Here is a 13,247-nt window from a genome sequence, read left to right on the forward strand (position 1 = left end):
CAATGTTCATCTCATACATGAAAGCTGAAAACTTAAAGCTAAAAAGAACATTTGCGCGAAAAATGATTGGCATCGTCCCACTCTTAACAGTTGCTTTTTCTTTTATTATGAACATGGAATACTTTGTGTATCTCACCTTCAATTGGTGGTCGATTTTGTTTATGCCGATGATGATTGCTTTGTTTTGCGCTTTGGCCCACGTCCGGGAAAAACAGGCCTCCAACTACAACGGCATCTATTCAGCGCCTGTCGATTTGCGGCTCGTTTGGCTAGCGAAAGCAAGCGTTATTGCCCTTTATTCCCTTGCTTCACAACTCATTTTTCTTGTAATCATGTTTCTGATCGAAATGGTTGTCCCACTATTTCCAGTCGGTCCTTTCCCTGTTATCGCTGCTTGCTTCTTACTGTGGGCCACGACATTATGGCAAATTCCGTTTTGTCTCTTGCTTGCCAAAAAATTCGGCTTTGCGGTTTCTTTGATCGTCAATCTTTTTGGCTGCCTAGCATTCGGCATTATCGCCGCCACAAAAGCTTACTGGTGGGCATGGCCGTGGAGCTGGCCGATCCGAGCAATGAGCCCTACGATTGGCATCCACCCAAATGGCTTGCCCCTTGAAGAGGGCGACCCATTGCTTAGCATGACTGTCATTCCGATTGCTATCATACTTTCTTTATTGTTGTTCGCAGTATTGCTTATGATCTCTGGAAAGTCATTCGCTTTCGCTGTTGTACAGAAGTCGAAACAGGAGGTGGCATAAAGGCGTGCACCTGCTACGATGTTTATATGCCGACGTTCTTAAAACGAAACGCACTGCTTTTATGTGGGTTCACTTACTTGCTCCACTGCTGTATTCAGCGGTATGCCTGCTCTATTTCCACGTCCGGGAACTCGATGGCGCTCATATCTATGAGTTGTTTATGACGCCATTAGCGATTGCCTTGCCTTTTGTCGTTGCCCTTGTGTGCGGTTTATCGGTTTCTCAAGAAGAACGAGCGGGGCACTTCCAAAACATTGTCGGCGCCCCATTACCGAAACTCATTCCGTATTTTAGCAAAATGATCTTTCTAATTTTGTTAAACGGCGTATCCATCTTTTTGGCGATCGGGTTATTGTCGCTAGGTTTCCTCTTATCACATGCTGAACTACCGCTTCTGCCTTTTTTGATTGGCGGGGCATGGCTAGTTGCCACAAGCGTTGTTCTTTATTTTTTCTATTTTTTTGTTAGTTGTTTGTTTGGAATTGGTGCGTCTGCTTTGTTTGGCGTCGCTGGCTTGCTGATGACAGCGCTTATGGGCACAGGGCTAGGCGATGCTTGGTGGAAATACAACCCATGGGCTTGGGGGACACGGTTATCCGGGTATGCGGGAATCGTCGAGTTTGAACAAATGGAACCTGTTTTTTTGTCCTTTCTTCAACAAGAATTGCGTACTGGGTTCATGATCGTCGCATCTGTTATACTATTCGTAACCGTTATAAGCAGTATCTGGTTTCATCGTTGGGAAGGAAAAAAGGCGTTAGAATAAGAGTTTTGACGCTTTTTCTCCTTCGCAAGTAAAAAGAACGTTCAATAAGGAATGGTTAACAGATGGCAAACATTCTTGCAGTCGATGACGAACAAGACATTCTTGTGCTTATCCAAAATATCTTGCAGCGTGATGGACATAAAGTCGATACGATCGCTCAACCAGACAAAGTCGCTCTTAACGCTTTTGCGGGTTACGACCTGATTTTGCTCGATGTGATGATGCCTCATCTTAATGGGTTTGACTTATGCGAAAAAATCCGTCCTATTGTTGATTGCCCGATTCTGTTTTTAACAGCGAAGGCAGAGGAAGCGGCAGTCGTAGAAGGGTTTACAAGCGGTGGGGACGACTATATTTCAAAACCGTTTAGCATACGAGAACTCAGCGCTCGAGTAAACGCCCATTTGCGCCGGGAAAACCGGGAAAAACACCATACTAAACGGGTGATCTCAGGGTTTGTCTTCGATTTTGACAATAAAGAAGTACATATCAACAACCAAAAGCTAAACTTGACAAAAAACGAATATAAAATTTGCGCCTTTTTGGCGCAAAACAAAGGGCGCACATTTTCAAGGGACCAAATTTACGATGAAATTTATGGGTTAGACGGAAATGCCTTGCATGGCACGATTACTGAATTTATCCGCACCATCCGCAAAAAATGCAAAGAACACGAAGTCGACCCGATTAAAACAGTTTGGGGAATCGGATACAAATGGGAATAGGCAAATCAAACAAGACACTGCGGCGAGAACTGATTTTTTATATGTTAACATTAGGCGTTAGCCTAACGACGGTGGCCGCCCTCTACTTGTTGCTTCATATCATTGCATTAAATGCAGGTTTTGTTTACCCAGCTAATCACTATGAACGTGAAGCTGAAAACCTGAGGCCGTCATTAGAAACAGTGGAACAAGTGACGGATAACATGATCCCTGAAATGATGTCTTACGCCATTTTTGATAAAGAATTAAACGTCAAAACAAAAGGAACGCTATCAGACAAGAGTTTACAAACTGTGCAAAGCATGCTTACCAATGAACCCTATACAAACCATATTCGCCAAACTGGCTATATGGTTGTTGAGCGGCCCGATGAAATAGGCGTCATCGAATACCCATTGCGAGCGGAATTCCGTTCCCCTTTCTTGCGGCAGCATTTGCCGAACTATGAACTAACGAGCATCGCCCTGCTCGTCATCCTGCTTATTGCGACCGCTTTTGCTGTAACGACACACTTTGCCAACAGGATGAAAAAACAGTTTAAAAAACTCCATTCGATAACGAAACAGATTCAAGAGCAAAATCTCGATTTTACTCCTGAGTCTTCTAAAATCAAGGAATTTGATGAGATCATTGACTCCCTGCTGGAAATGAAACAGTCCCTCCAGCATTCATTGAACACGCAGTGGCATATGGAAAAAGCCAAAGGTGAACAAATTGGTGCCCTCGCCCATGACCTTAAAATCCCGGTAACGGTCATTAAGGGGAATGCAGAATTATTAAGCTTGAGCGGACAACAAGAAGAACAGTCGGCGTATACGCACTATATTTTAAACGCGGTCCATAAAATCGAGCAATACATTTCCCAATTGATCCACTTGTCTCATACAGACGGATCTTTGCCGCTAACATTACGTAAAACCGACTTAGCTCCATTCGTTGAAATGTTATTGGCAGACGCTTCAGCCTATAAAGGAAGCAAAAACGTTAAAATCGTCTGCCAAAAAAACGAGTTAACGGCAGCTGAAATCGACCAACATCTGCTCCATCGTGCTTTGCTAAACATTGTCACCAATGCGATCGATTACACACCTGAACAAGGATCTATTTTCATTGAGGCTGCCTGCACGCCAACGACTTTCCACTTTACTGTGATGGACACAGGCAAGGGGTTTTCTGCTGAAGCATTAAAGCGAGCGACAGAGCTCTTTTTTATGGAAGAGAAAAGCAGACATACAAACAACCATTACGGCATTGGCCTCACTTTCGCTTCCAATGTTGCCAAGCTTCATAATGGCAGCCTCTCGATTGAGAATGCCGCTTCAGGAGGGGGTTCCGTATATGTAGCGATTCCGATTACAGCCAAGAACGGGAACGAAGGGATGAAAATGGAATAGTCTTTCTTGGAGGATACAGCCGCTACCGAGGGGGAACGGATAACCGTTTCCACCGGTAGCGCAACCGTGCTTTTTAGGAACCGAGGCACTCCCGATCCTGGCATCACGCCTGGACTGCCTTTGGCTCACTTTCTTCCGATATGCTTTCCTAGCTATTTGGCGACTCGGCCTCCAACCCCATCATCGCTCCATAATATTGCTGGGCAGTAGTAAAGGCAATAAACGCACAAAGCTCACTTATTTCTTTTGTAGAAAACTGCTCACTCAACAGTTGGAACAGCTTTTCATCAATCGCGTCTCTGTTCTTAAGGAAAACGTCCGCAAAACCAGTTGCCAACACCGTCTTCTCGTCAACGTGGTGCTGATCTGGCTTTCCTTTCGCCTTGCAATAAGCACAGCCGTTTCCTTGGGCCAGTGTCCTTCTAACTTGCTCTTTTAGCTCCGCGCTAAGACTTCCTTCCCGCTCTAATTGGGCGGCCAAATTTCCCCATGCTTCTAAAATATTCGGATTATGGCCAAGCAACTGTTGGAATGGCGTTTGGCCGATAGGTGATTTCTCAATTCTTGCCATTTGTCTGCCTCCTTTGTACAATTCAATTATATAAAGTGATCATTCGGATAAACATAGGAAACGTAATGAATTTATTGTTTTCACTTTATAAATCGAAATCATAAAAAGGAAATACATTAAAATGAAAATGGACGAAACCGACAGAAGTCTATTAAAGCTTTTAAAGCAAAACAGCCGCTTGTCGATGGCAGAACTCGGGCGGCGCGTCAATTTGTCTTCACCATCGGTGGCAGAACGGGTAAAACGAATGGAATCCTTTGGATTGATCAAAAAATATACGATTGAAGTCGATTATGAGAAATTAGGCTTGCCGATCCAATGCATTGTCGAAGCATCGATTAAACATGGACGCTATGATGCGTTCAAACACTATATCCAAACGTTGCCGAACGTCGAATTTTGTTACCGCGTCGCAGGCAAAGCTTGTTATTTGCTCAAACTGCAATTTGCAAGCTTTGCCGACGCCGAAGCATTTATTGATTCTGCAAGCCCGTACGCGTCAACTGTAACTCATTTTATTTTCTCGCAAGTCGATTGCTCGCTGGAAGGCTAGCCACTATAAAGCTGCTAGCCTCCTAACATATCGTTCTTCCTTAAAAAATGATTTGCACGAGTTGGGCGCCAATAAGCAGCGCCATTGCCCAAATGCAAATGGCCGAGACTTTGTTGACGCGCACAAGCCATGTACCTCTCTTATCAATCGCCCGCACCGTCTTCCCAGCAGCAGCAAGCAAACAGAAAGCGAGCCAAGAAACAGCAATGCAAGCTAGCGCAAACATCGCTTTCTCACTTAAACTTTCATAGCGAAGCGAACTCGTGCCTATGACGCCAATTGTATCCAATACCGCGTGAGGATTTAAAACTGACACGGACAGAGCAAATAAAACTTGCTTTTTCATTGACAACGTTTCATCTACGGCACTGGCATGTTCAGGTTTTGCCCGCCAAATCGATTGGCCGATCCATAGCAAAAAGACAAACCCGCAAACGAGCAAGAACACTTGCAGGCCAGGAATAGCAAGCACCGCTGCCGACACACCCATGACAGCCAGCAAAATGAGAGCCGTATCGCATAATGATGCCGTTATGACAGCTGGCATTGCGTTTAACAGCTTTTTATGTGTCGCTCCTTGATTAAAAATGAACAAATTTTGTGGACCAAGGGGCAATATGAGCCCGATGGATAAAATCATGCCATGTAAAAAAGCGATTCCCATTGCCTTCATCCTTTTATTGATTTTGCTCTTCCTCTCTTACCTTAGCTGTGGTTTAATAAAAACAACACCACCAATTGGCTGGGAAAAGACCCAACCAATTTCGAAGGGATTACACCATGGAGATTCAACTAGACCGACACAGCCAAACAACTCTATTTGAACAAATTTATACACGGATGCTTGACCGCATGTACCAAGGCGAATGGCCACCAGGAACAAAGCTTCCTTCTCAACGAAAATTAGCCGAGCAATTAGGGGTCAACCGCTCAACGATTATCGATGTCCTCGATGAGTTAAAAGCAGAAGGATGGCTCGAAAGCAAAACAGGCTCAGGCACGTATGTAGCCCACAATAGCTGGCAAACACTCTTCCCCCGTCAATATCACTGGAAAGAACGGATACGAGCAGGCATTCACCAGCCTAACTTGCAGACGATCCAGCTTATTAATGAATATGAAACAAAAGAGATCATCCGCCTGGGCACAGGGGAATTATCGCCTAGCCTCCTCCCGACGAAACAATTGGAAGAAGTGCTGCAATCAATTTCGCTTGACCCGCGCACAATCGGGTATTCAGAGCCTAAAGGGCACAAAGCGCTTAGACATGCAGTAGCGGTCCACTTACAAAAAAGAGGCATCCAGACATCGCCAGACTGCATTCTTATCGTCTCCGGCGCGCTCCAAGCACTCCAGCTCATCTCACTAGGATTGTTGCCACAGCATTCCACCATTTACTACGAGGCGCCCTCTTACATCGAGTCGTTGCATTTGTTCCAATCAGCAGGCATGCGCCTTTCTCGCCTTCGTTCTGGCGCCGAAAACATAACGTACAGCAAGTCACAAAAGCACGGATTGTTTTATACAATCCCGACGCTAAACAATCCGTCAGGGACGATATTGACGGAGGCAGAAAGACATGACCTCTACCAGCATTGGACAAATTTGCAAATTCCGATTGTGGAAGACGATGTGTATAATGAGCTCGCTTTTTCCGCCATCCCCCCGGCGATAAAATCGGTTGACACAGCAGGAAATGTCTTATATCTTGGCAGCCTTTCTAAAACAGTCAGCCCTGGATTAAGAATCGGTTGGGTGGTTGCCCCTGAACCAGTCGTCGATAGGCTAGCGGACATAAAAATGCAGTTTGATTACGGGGCCAGCGGCTTTTCACAGCTACTCGCTGCCACTTGGCTCGCTTCGCCACACCATGAAACACACATGCAGCAACTACGGGAAAACCTACAGCAACGGGCCACCTTCACGGAAGCATTGCTAGTTAAACATTTTCACAACATAGCCGTTTGGCAAAAGCCTAAGGGAGGGTTTTACATCTGGCTCCGCTTCCATCAACCGCTGGTGACGAAAGCACTCTTTTTAAAACTATTGCAAAAAGGAGTCCTTCTTCATCCAGGCTACTTGTATGATCGAGACAACCACCACCATTTGCGGCTTTCGTTTGCTTACGCTTCACTTCCAGAGTTGGAGAAAGGAATCGATTTGTTGGCGCAAGCAGTCAAAGCGATGACGACTTGATGGGACATCAGTAAATAGATAAAAAGCCCCCTAAAGCAAACCAACTGTTCGCCTTAGGGGGCACATGCTATTAGCCAAACCCCTTTACGTTGTGCTAACAAAAAGAGGCATTGCTGTGTGAGCCGCTTTAATCACTGACGCTGCCGAAACCATTTTCGCATTAAAACAAGATGGGCTTGATGGTAACGACTATGGTCAGCCATATGCCAAATGCCCCAACCGATTGTCGCTGTATGATCGTTGTATGGGATGATCTTATCCAGCTCTTCATCCTTAAGCGTTTGACACGTTTCCTTAAAAGATTGGAACACGACGTCGTAAGCATCAAGCACATCGACGATGGTCGAGCCGCTCTCAACGGCAGGCAGCTTCCCTGTTGCATCAAGTTCTGGCCCATATGCTTTTTCAAGCTCGACAGGAAGAGGTTCTTCCTTGATTCGGTAATTCCACTGCAAATCCACAAAAGCCAAATGCTTCAACAGCTGGCCAATACTATTGTATGCTTGGCCAGGCCCTTTATAGAAAAGCTCTTCTTCCGACACCTTTTCCAAAAGCCCCCGAAGTCGCTCGTAATTCTCCTCCACCATCGAAAAGAGCATATTCACGCGCGGCTCCATCTCTGTTTGTCTATGTAAATGATAATGCAAAGCAATCCCTCCCTCTCGTCAGCGTACCGAGTATAGTCACAAAAAGCTACTTTCCTGCTTGAGGCAAGCAACGATCCCTTTTTTTCTATTTTGTGGTAAAATGGACGTACAAACGTTAACCACAGCAAACACCACCTATCGCAAATAAAAAAATATCTATAGTAGTTTTTAATTCATCTGCAAATGTTAAACCAACACATAAAAAAGGCGTGGTCTAAATGGGTCCTACTGTTTACGATCCGAAGAAACATGCCGTTATTCTATTTGATGGCGTGTGCAATGTATGCAACCATTCAGTCCAGTTTATTATCAACCATGACAAGAACGGTTATTTTTTGTTTGCCTCTTTGCAGTCGCCGGTAGCGGAATCCTATTTCTCCACACTAGGCATTTCCGACAAAAACCTACGTTCAATCGTGTTGATTGAAGGAGAGCAGTATGTAACCGAATCAACCGCAGTCCTACGAATTTGCAAAAGACTAACGGGACTATGGAAAATTCTCTATGTACTTATTCTTGTCCCTCCCTTCATTCGCGACCCCGCTTACCGCTTGTTTGCGCGAAACCGTTACCGCTTCTTCGGCAAACGAGAGCAATGCATGATCCCCTCCCCTGAAATAAAAACGCGCTTTTTAGATTGATGGTGGAGCAAAAACGGAGCCGCACACGAGCCAGGCATTGCGGCTCTTTTGTTGGGATTGTTTGAGGAGGAAGAGACAAACACAGATATAAATTATGGCGCTCTTCCCGGCTATAGATCCAAGCATATGCCCCTTCTGCCTAAATCCAGACTTATGCCTTTGTTGGTTTCACGGGGAGTTACAAAAGGGTTATGGTATATCTATCAATTGCGTAATGAATGCGATCTCTAAAGTATCTACAATGGAATAGCAATCCCGAAGAAATCGAGTATGCAAGTATAAGGTATACTAAGCTTAGTAACTGTCTCATTCTACACTTGTCAGTCATTCATTTAAGGAGAAGCTTATGAAAAACATTTTTAATCAAGCGGACACCACGGAGATCTTGAACCGGATAGACAAATTGAGCCCAAATTCACGCCCTCAATGGGGTAAGATGGATGTTGCCCAAATGCTAGCTCATTGTTCCTCGTTCCATGACATTGCAATGGGAGAAACCTTTCCCCCAAGAGGTTGGTTAGGCATATTAATTGGAACATTTGTGAAACCGATTTTTTATAATGACAAGCCAATGGCTCACAATATGTCTACTATTCCTACAATTATGATTGTAGAAGAAAAAGAATTTGAAACAGAAAAAGGAAAACTCAAACAAAAAATTAGAACATTCCAGAACAATGGCCCGGAAAAATGCACGTCTCACCCACATCCCTTTTTTGGTAAACTGACTCCTGAACAATGGGGAAAAGGATTATATAAACACCTGGACCATCATCTAAATCAGTTTGAAGTTTAGGCATTAAGTAGCACCACCAAAAAGAGACCTTGATAAGCTTTTAGCTAATCAAGGTCAAAATTGAAATAGCAACTATTATTTAGATGGTTCTCTTCCCCAAACCCTCTTTCCATCAGATAAAAATACTGCACTTGGGGGATCATCATAGAGAGAAATTTCAATCAATGTACTTTTTTCTTGTTTCAACCAACTATATACACTGCCTTCATTAGTAGTAGGATGGGATAAAATATGATTTACTTGAAATGCGACTGCATAATACTCTGTGTAATCGGGATCATCATCATCTAATCCATTGTCTGTCTCAAAAAATGTGTCTGTTTTGCCTACAATTTTTAATCCACTGTTCCATTCTAATATGATTTCTACACCTTCATACTCTACTAATGTTTTAAATAAAGAATCTGCTTCCATAGATATCCTCTTTCTTATTTATTCTACTCTGATGGTTTTGCTGGTACTATATGAGCACCATCTTTTCCATAGTGTATCATTCCCCTATTAGTTTCAACGTATTTTCCAGTCACCGTCTCATAGTATTTACCTATCGGTTCACCAAAGTCAACTCTCTCTTTATTTTTGGTCACAGTGGTTCCTTTCCCGGCAAACTTATCAAGTAATTCTTATGCTTATTATCCCCATAGAAGATATTCTTGTGTTTTTCATTTGCAAGTTCTTGTTTGTAATTTGGAGTATGAGGAATATGCTTCTCTTGTGCACCTGGCTTTACTTTAACTGGAAATCCATTAACTTCTCTATACGGTCCGCTAGGTACTGATTTCTTGCCAATAGAAGGAGCGCCATTCCCCTTCCCCCTCGTCTTCACCTTCCTCGCCTTCGACAAGTCATATACTACTTCTCCCACTTTCGCTGGCTTCACTAAAATAAACGTCGTTGCCAAGGCTTTCTCCCCGAGCGAAGATTCTGGGTCGGCGAGCGTGAGGAAGTCACCGAAGAAAAAGTCGGCTGCTGCAGCAATAATGGGACCGATGTCGTTTCTATACGCGATCCCGTCGGCGCCGACACGTGCATCCATGGTTGGCCCGGAGTAATGCCCATCGTTGTATACCTCGTTGTATACCTCGTCGTCAACCTCGGCTATGAGGGGACCGTCGCCCGGAGGTTTGTTTTCGAGGTACGCTTGGATGGCTGCAACTTCTTCATCCGTAAAATCATGCTCTCCTGTAGCGACCACTTGCGACGTGTCCGTTTGAATCGCTTGGATACGGAGCTGGGCTTGGTACCATTGGTATTGGATCGGCACCAGCTTTTTCAGTTGCCGTGTCAGGATCGCTGGCGAGACGGTCGCGTTTGCCGGCAAAGTCGATAGGCGCGCAAACAACGGGAAATATGCCGGGGTAACGGCATGGGTTGCTCCCATCGCTGGCGCTCGGCACGCTTGCAGCGCCTGTTCATTGCTTAGGATGGCACTGACAGGTATTGGTTAAATTCTAACTGTTTCTGCTCAAGAGCAGTTAACATTCGTTACTCATTTTTACATTCCCTGTTCTTAGTTGATTTGGTTATAACGGGTTCGTTGTAAAAGAAGACAAAAAAAACGAAAAATGGATTTTTTTAAAATGTCCATTTTTCGAGGAGACAGTTCATTCATAGCTAATCAAGGTTTCTTTTATTATTATTCTTTATCAATTAGTATAGTATTACAAACAACTTCTACATTTAAAGGAGGCATTAAAATGTTACATTTTAACATACTTTTCCCCTCAATCTGCACATCTGTAATCTCAATATCTTGAATAAAATAAGGAATTTGAGTTTTGGTTAACTCTTTTAAGGGTTTCAATCTATCATTAACACTTGTTACAAATGAGAATTTTAAACATCCAGTAAAAAGTAAGATTACATTAAACTCTGTGTCTTCAAATACAATTCTTATCTCGTCCCCAAAAAAACTTGCTTCCATTTGCAAAACTCTAGCATCCCAATAATGCAGTTCTTCAATTTCATTTAGTATTTTTTGTGCATTCAAGTTAACCTACCTCACTTTTTATATGGAATATGGGCATCCGGACTTTTTCTATCCACAACATTTAGGTTTACATCAAGCGGATTACCACTTTCATCAAATATATGAACATGGTCATACTTTGTAACTTTGTCAGGAGGATCAATTCTCATCCAGATATTTCCATTAGCATCTCTAATATGAACAAAACCGTTATATTCAGTGTGTTTCCAGTTACTCGGTAGCCCCTCTAATATATCATTTTTGGTCATGTTAGGAATATTATCGGCATTAATTTTTTCTGTAAAATTACCTACACGATTGCCGTTCCCCTTCCCCCCAGTCTTCACCTTCCTCACCTTCGACAAGTCATAGATGACTTCTCCCACTTTCGCTGGCTTCACTAAAATAAACGTCGTTGCCAAGGCTTTCTCCCCAAGCGAAGCTTCTGGGGCGGCGAGCGTGATGAAGTCACCGAATAAAAGTCGGCTATCTCTAGAAAGGTCCTGATGTTGTTCTTATACGTCTTTCCATTGGCCTGAACGTCTATTTGCAAACCGTTGATATTTCTCTATTAAACCAATCACCAAAAAGTTATTGATATAACCTTTAGAAGTTAAAATTTCCATAAAATCTTTTTTATGTTGTTAAACATAATTTCTCATAAAAAAACACTTGTTGTCCGTTTGACAATCAAGTGCCTTATTCTAAATTTTAATTCTGTATTTGTTTTAAAAATCCGTAATACATCTACATCATTTTCTATTAAAGTAGCTTTTAAAACAGCTCTATAGGGTCGTTATCTTCTATATGATTTATATACTAACCTGAAAAGCTGGATTAGTAAGCATGCTTGAACGAGGAAACGGACGAAATTGGTCTACGTCTACTTATGGTTTTTGACGGTCCTTACATTATTCCTAGTGCATCCTTTAGTATATTCCTTTCATGTTCCAACATACCACTTACTAAAATTCCACAAACCGTTTTGTTATTGTCTAGAGCAAATCCTATATTATCATTTTGTACAATTGACACAATAGCATTTTCCGAGAATGATATTAATATATTATTACCTCCTATATAGACATTTAGTTTTCCATTTTCATCAATGTATGTCTTATTATTATATTTTTCAACCTGAAAAACAGGCATTCCTTTAATCAAAGTTATATTTCTAAAATCAACGTTCAATTCAGTATTGTATACATTCTCACTTAAAGTTAGTGTAATGGAACGAATATTCCCTGTATGTTTCCCTATACCTATTTCAATTAAAGATTTCTTAAAATCCCCAGTTCTCCAATATATTGTTGCTTCCTTTGATATATCCCAAGTACCGAATTCTATATTAATCGGTGTATAAACATCATATTCAATATTTGCAGACTGACATTCTTTGTATTCTGTAACTTTTAACATAAACATGTCTCCTTCTAAGGCTTATATACAGCATGCTTTATTACTGGTAGTAACCCGTCTCCACGTGGCTTACTAAATACAAGCTCCCAATTGCCTATATTCATAATCTCTTCATACTTAATACCTTTTTGAACAGCACTTTTCACAGAACTTTGGAAGCTTGACAATAATGTTTGACTATTTATCGGCATACCATGAGTAGTTGCATTTCTTGTTATGTACTCAACCATATGTTTTGTTCCATTTGGGTGTACCCAAAATTTTTCACCGCCTACCGCTAATTCAAATGATTTTGGTATTTTTGTTCCTTCATAAAATGGTTGAGTAATTTTTATATTTCCCCACGCTGTACCATTATCTAAAACATTCCCCTTCCCCCCAGTCTTCACCTTCCTCGCTTTCGACAAGTCATATACTACTTCTCCCACTTTCGCTGGCTTCACTAAAATAAACGTCGTTGCCAAGGCTTTCTCCCCAAGCGAAGCTTCTGGGTCGGCCAGCGTGAGGAAGTCACCGAAGAAAAAGTCGACCACTCCAGTAACAATGGGATTTTCATTCAATCTCTCCTCGTTCGGAGGGTTGTTCTCAAGATACGTGTTGATAGCTGCGACTTCTTGATCCGTAAACATATATCCTGGTATGGTGACCACTTGCGACGTGTCCGTTTGAATCGCTTGGGTACGGAGCTGGGCTTGGTACCATTGGTATTGGATCGGCACCAGCTGTTTCAGTTGCCGTGTCAGGATTGCCGGCGAGACGGTCGCGTTTGCCGGCAAAGTCGATAGGCGCGCAAATAACGGGAAATACGCCGG

General features: G+C 42.7%; 15 protein-coding genes and 2 pseudogenes. 8 read left to right on the top strand and 9 right to left on the bottom strand.

The window, feature by feature from the left end:
- The first annotated feature begins 2 nt into the window (after positions 1-2).
- From BUC05_RS12400 to BUC05_RS12415, 4 genes are all read left to right on the top strand, one after another.
- Positions 3-758 carry a lantibiotic immunity ABC transporter MutE/EpiE family permease subunit gene (locus BUC05_RS12400; protein WP_011246060.1) on the top strand — a complete coding sequence of 252 codons (756 nt, stop codon included), beginning with the start codon at positions 3-5 and terminating at the stop codon, positions 756-758.
- A gap of 4 nt (positions 759-762) precedes the next feature.
- Positions 763-1,524, top strand: a complete 762-nt coding sequence (locus BUC05_RS12405) for a lantibiotic immunity ABC transporter MutG family permease subunit (RefSeq protein WP_011246059.1) — start codon at positions 763-765, stop codon at positions 1,522-1,524.
- Between the two features lie 62 nt (positions 1,525-1,586).
- Entirely contained in the window at positions 1,587-2,249 is a 663-nt protein-coding gene (locus tag BUC05_RS12410) for a response regulator transcription factor (protein ID WP_011246058.1), read from the top strand.
- Entirely contained in the window at positions 2,240-3,643 is a 1,404-nt protein-coding gene (locus BUC05_RS12415) for a sensor histidine kinase (protein ID WP_073304838.1), read from the top strand. Before BUC05_RS12410 ends, BUC05_RS12415 begins: the two co-directional genes overlap by 10 nt.
- A gap of 148 nt (positions 3,644-3,791) precedes the next feature.
- Here BUC05_RS12415 and BUC05_RS12420 read toward each other — a convergent pair whose 3' ends face one another.
- Positions 3,792-4,214 carry a carboxymuconolactone decarboxylase family protein gene (locus BUC05_RS12420; protein ID WP_011246056.1) on the bottom strand — a complete coding sequence of 141 codons (423 nt, stop codon included), beginning with the start codon at positions 4,212-4,214 and terminating at the stop codon, positions 3,792-3,794.
- Positions 4,215-4,335: 121 nt separating this feature from the next.
- On the opposite strand from BUC05_RS12420, the gene BUC05_RS12425 reads away from it, so the two are divergent.
- A complete protein-coding gene (locus BUC05_RS12425; RefSeq protein ID WP_011246055.1) occupies positions 4,336-4,767 on the top strand; it encodes an Lrp/AsnC family transcriptional regulator in 432 nt (143 codons plus the stop codon).
- A gap of 40 nt (positions 4,768-4,807) precedes the next feature.
- On the opposite strand, the gene BUC05_RS12430 is transcribed toward BUC05_RS12425, so the two are convergent.
- Positions 4,808-5,440, bottom strand: coding sequence for a LysE/ArgO family amino acid transporter (locus tag BUC05_RS12430; protein WP_011246054.1), 633 nt, complete (start codon positions 5,438-5,440; stop codon positions 4,808-4,810).
- A 107-nt stretch (positions 5,441-5,547) separates the two neighbouring features.
- Here BUC05_RS12430 and BUC05_RS12435 point away from each other — a divergent pair, with 107 nt between their 5' ends.
- The gene (locus BUC05_RS12435) at positions 5,548-6,963 is read left to right on the top strand and encodes an aminotransferase-like domain-containing protein (protein ID WP_063609397.1); all 1,416 of its coding nucleotides are present in this window, start codon (positions 5,548-5,550) and stop codon (positions 6,961-6,963) included.
- Between the two features lie 131 nt (positions 6,964-7,094).
- Here the strand turns inward: BUC05_RS12435 and BUC05_RS12440 are convergent, their stop codons facing one another.
- Complete coding sequence (locus BUC05_RS12440; protein ID WP_084140051.1) at positions 7,095-7,610, bottom strand: DinB family protein; 516 nt, start codon at positions 7,608-7,610, stop codon at positions 7,095-7,097.
- Positions 7,611-7,828: 218 nt separating this feature from the next.
- On the opposite strand from BUC05_RS12440, the gene BUC05_RS12445 reads away from it, so the two are divergent.
- Together BUC05_RS12445 and BUC05_RS12450 are read left to right on the top strand one after the other, a co-directional pair.
- Positions 7,829-8,251, top strand: a complete 423-nt coding sequence (locus BUC05_RS12445; protein ID WP_011246051.1) for a thiol-disulfide oxidoreductase DCC family protein — start codon at positions 7,829-7,831, stop codon at positions 8,249-8,251.
- Between the two features lie 346 nt (positions 8,252-8,597).
- Positions 8,598-9,047 (top strand): DUF1569 domain-containing protein, encoded by a 450-nt coding sequence (locus BUC05_RS12450; RefSeq protein WP_063609396.1) that lies wholly within the window; start codon positions 8,598-8,600, stop codon positions 9,045-9,047.
- A gap of 75 nt (positions 9,048-9,122) precedes the next feature.
- On the opposite strand, the gene BUC05_RS12455 is transcribed toward BUC05_RS12450, so the two are convergent.
- The 6 genes and pseudogenes from BUC05_RS12455 to BUC05_RS21740 all read right to left on the bottom strand — a co-directional run.
- Positions 9,123-9,461, bottom strand: a complete 339-nt coding sequence (locus BUC05_RS12455; protein ID WP_063609395.1) for a hypothetical protein — start codon at positions 9,459-9,461, stop codon at positions 9,123-9,125.
- 23 nt (positions 9,462-9,484) lie between these two features.
- Positions 9,485-10,485, bottom strand: a pseudogene (locus BUC05_RS21730) (polymorphic toxin type 50 domain-containing protein); the annotation flags it as partial.
- 198 nt (positions 10,486-10,683) lie between these two features.
- Positions 10,684-11,037, bottom strand: coding sequence for a hypothetical protein (locus tag BUC05_RS12470; RefSeq protein ID WP_073304840.1), 354 nt, complete (start codon positions 11,035-11,037; stop codon positions 10,684-10,686).
- Positions 11,038-11,048: 11 nt separating this feature from the next.
- Entirely contained in the window at positions 11,049-11,438 is a 390-nt protein-coding gene (locus BUC05_RS21735; protein ID WP_244153302.1) for a hypothetical protein, read from the bottom strand.
- A 484-nt stretch (positions 11,439-11,922) separates the two neighbouring features.
- Positions 11,923-12,435, bottom strand: a complete 513-nt coding sequence (locus BUC05_RS12480; RefSeq protein WP_063609394.1) for a hypothetical protein — start codon at positions 12,433-12,435, stop codon at positions 11,923-11,925.
- A gap of 14 nt (positions 12,436-12,449) precedes the next feature.
- Positions 12,450-13,247, bottom strand: a pseudogene (locus BUC05_RS21740) (hypothetical protein); the annotation flags it as partial.

The sequence above is a fragment of the Shouchella rhizosphaerae genome, assembly GCF_900142675.1.
Taxonomy (GTDB): domain Bacteria; phylum Bacillota; class Bacilli; order Bacillales; family Bacillaceae_D; genus Shouchella; species Shouchella rhizosphaerae.

Excerpts from the sequence above, each read along its gene's own strand:
- BUC05_RS12400 (WP_011246060.1), top strand. The coding sequence starts at position 3 with ATGTTCATCTCATACATGAAAGCTGAAAACTTAAAGCTAAAAAGAACA.
- BUC05_RS12410 (WP_011246058.1), top strand. The coding sequence starts at position 1,587 with ATGGCAAACATTCTTGCAGTCGATGACGAACAAGACATTCTTGTGCTT.
- BUC05_RS12415 (WP_073304838.1), top strand. The coding sequence starts at position 2,240 with ATGGGAATAGGCAAATCAAACAAGACACTGCGGCGAGAACTGATTTTT.
- BUC05_RS12420 (WP_011246056.1), bottom strand. The coding sequence starts at position 4,214 with ATGGCAAGAATTGAGAAATCACCTATCGGCCAAACGCCATTCCAACAG.
- BUC05_RS12425 (WP_011246055.1), top strand. The coding sequence starts at position 4,336 with ATGAAAATGGACGAAACCGACAGAAGTCTATTAAAGCTTTTAAAGCAA.
- BUC05_RS12430 (WP_011246054.1), bottom strand. The coding sequence starts at position 5,440 with ATGAAGGCAATGGGAATCGCTTTTTTACATGGCATGATTTTATCCATC.
- BUC05_RS12435 (WP_063609397.1), top strand. The coding sequence starts at position 5,548 with ATGGAGATTCAACTAGACCGACACAGCCAAACAACTCTATTTGAACAA.
- BUC05_RS12445 (WP_011246051.1), top strand. The coding sequence starts at position 7,829 with ATGGGTCCTACTGTTTACGATCCGAAGAAACATGCCGTTATTCTATTT.
- BUC05_RS12450 (WP_063609396.1), top strand. The coding sequence starts at position 8,598 with ATGAAAAACATTTTTAATCAAGCGGACACCACGGAGATCTTGAACCGG.
- BUC05_RS12455 (WP_063609395.1), bottom strand. The coding sequence starts at position 9,461 with ATGGAAGCAGATTCTTTATTTAAAACATTAGTAGAGTATGAAGGTGTA.
- BUC05_RS12480 (WP_063609394.1), bottom strand. The coding sequence starts at position 12,435 with ATGTTAAAAGTTACAGAATACAAAGAATGTCAGTCTGCAAATATTGAA.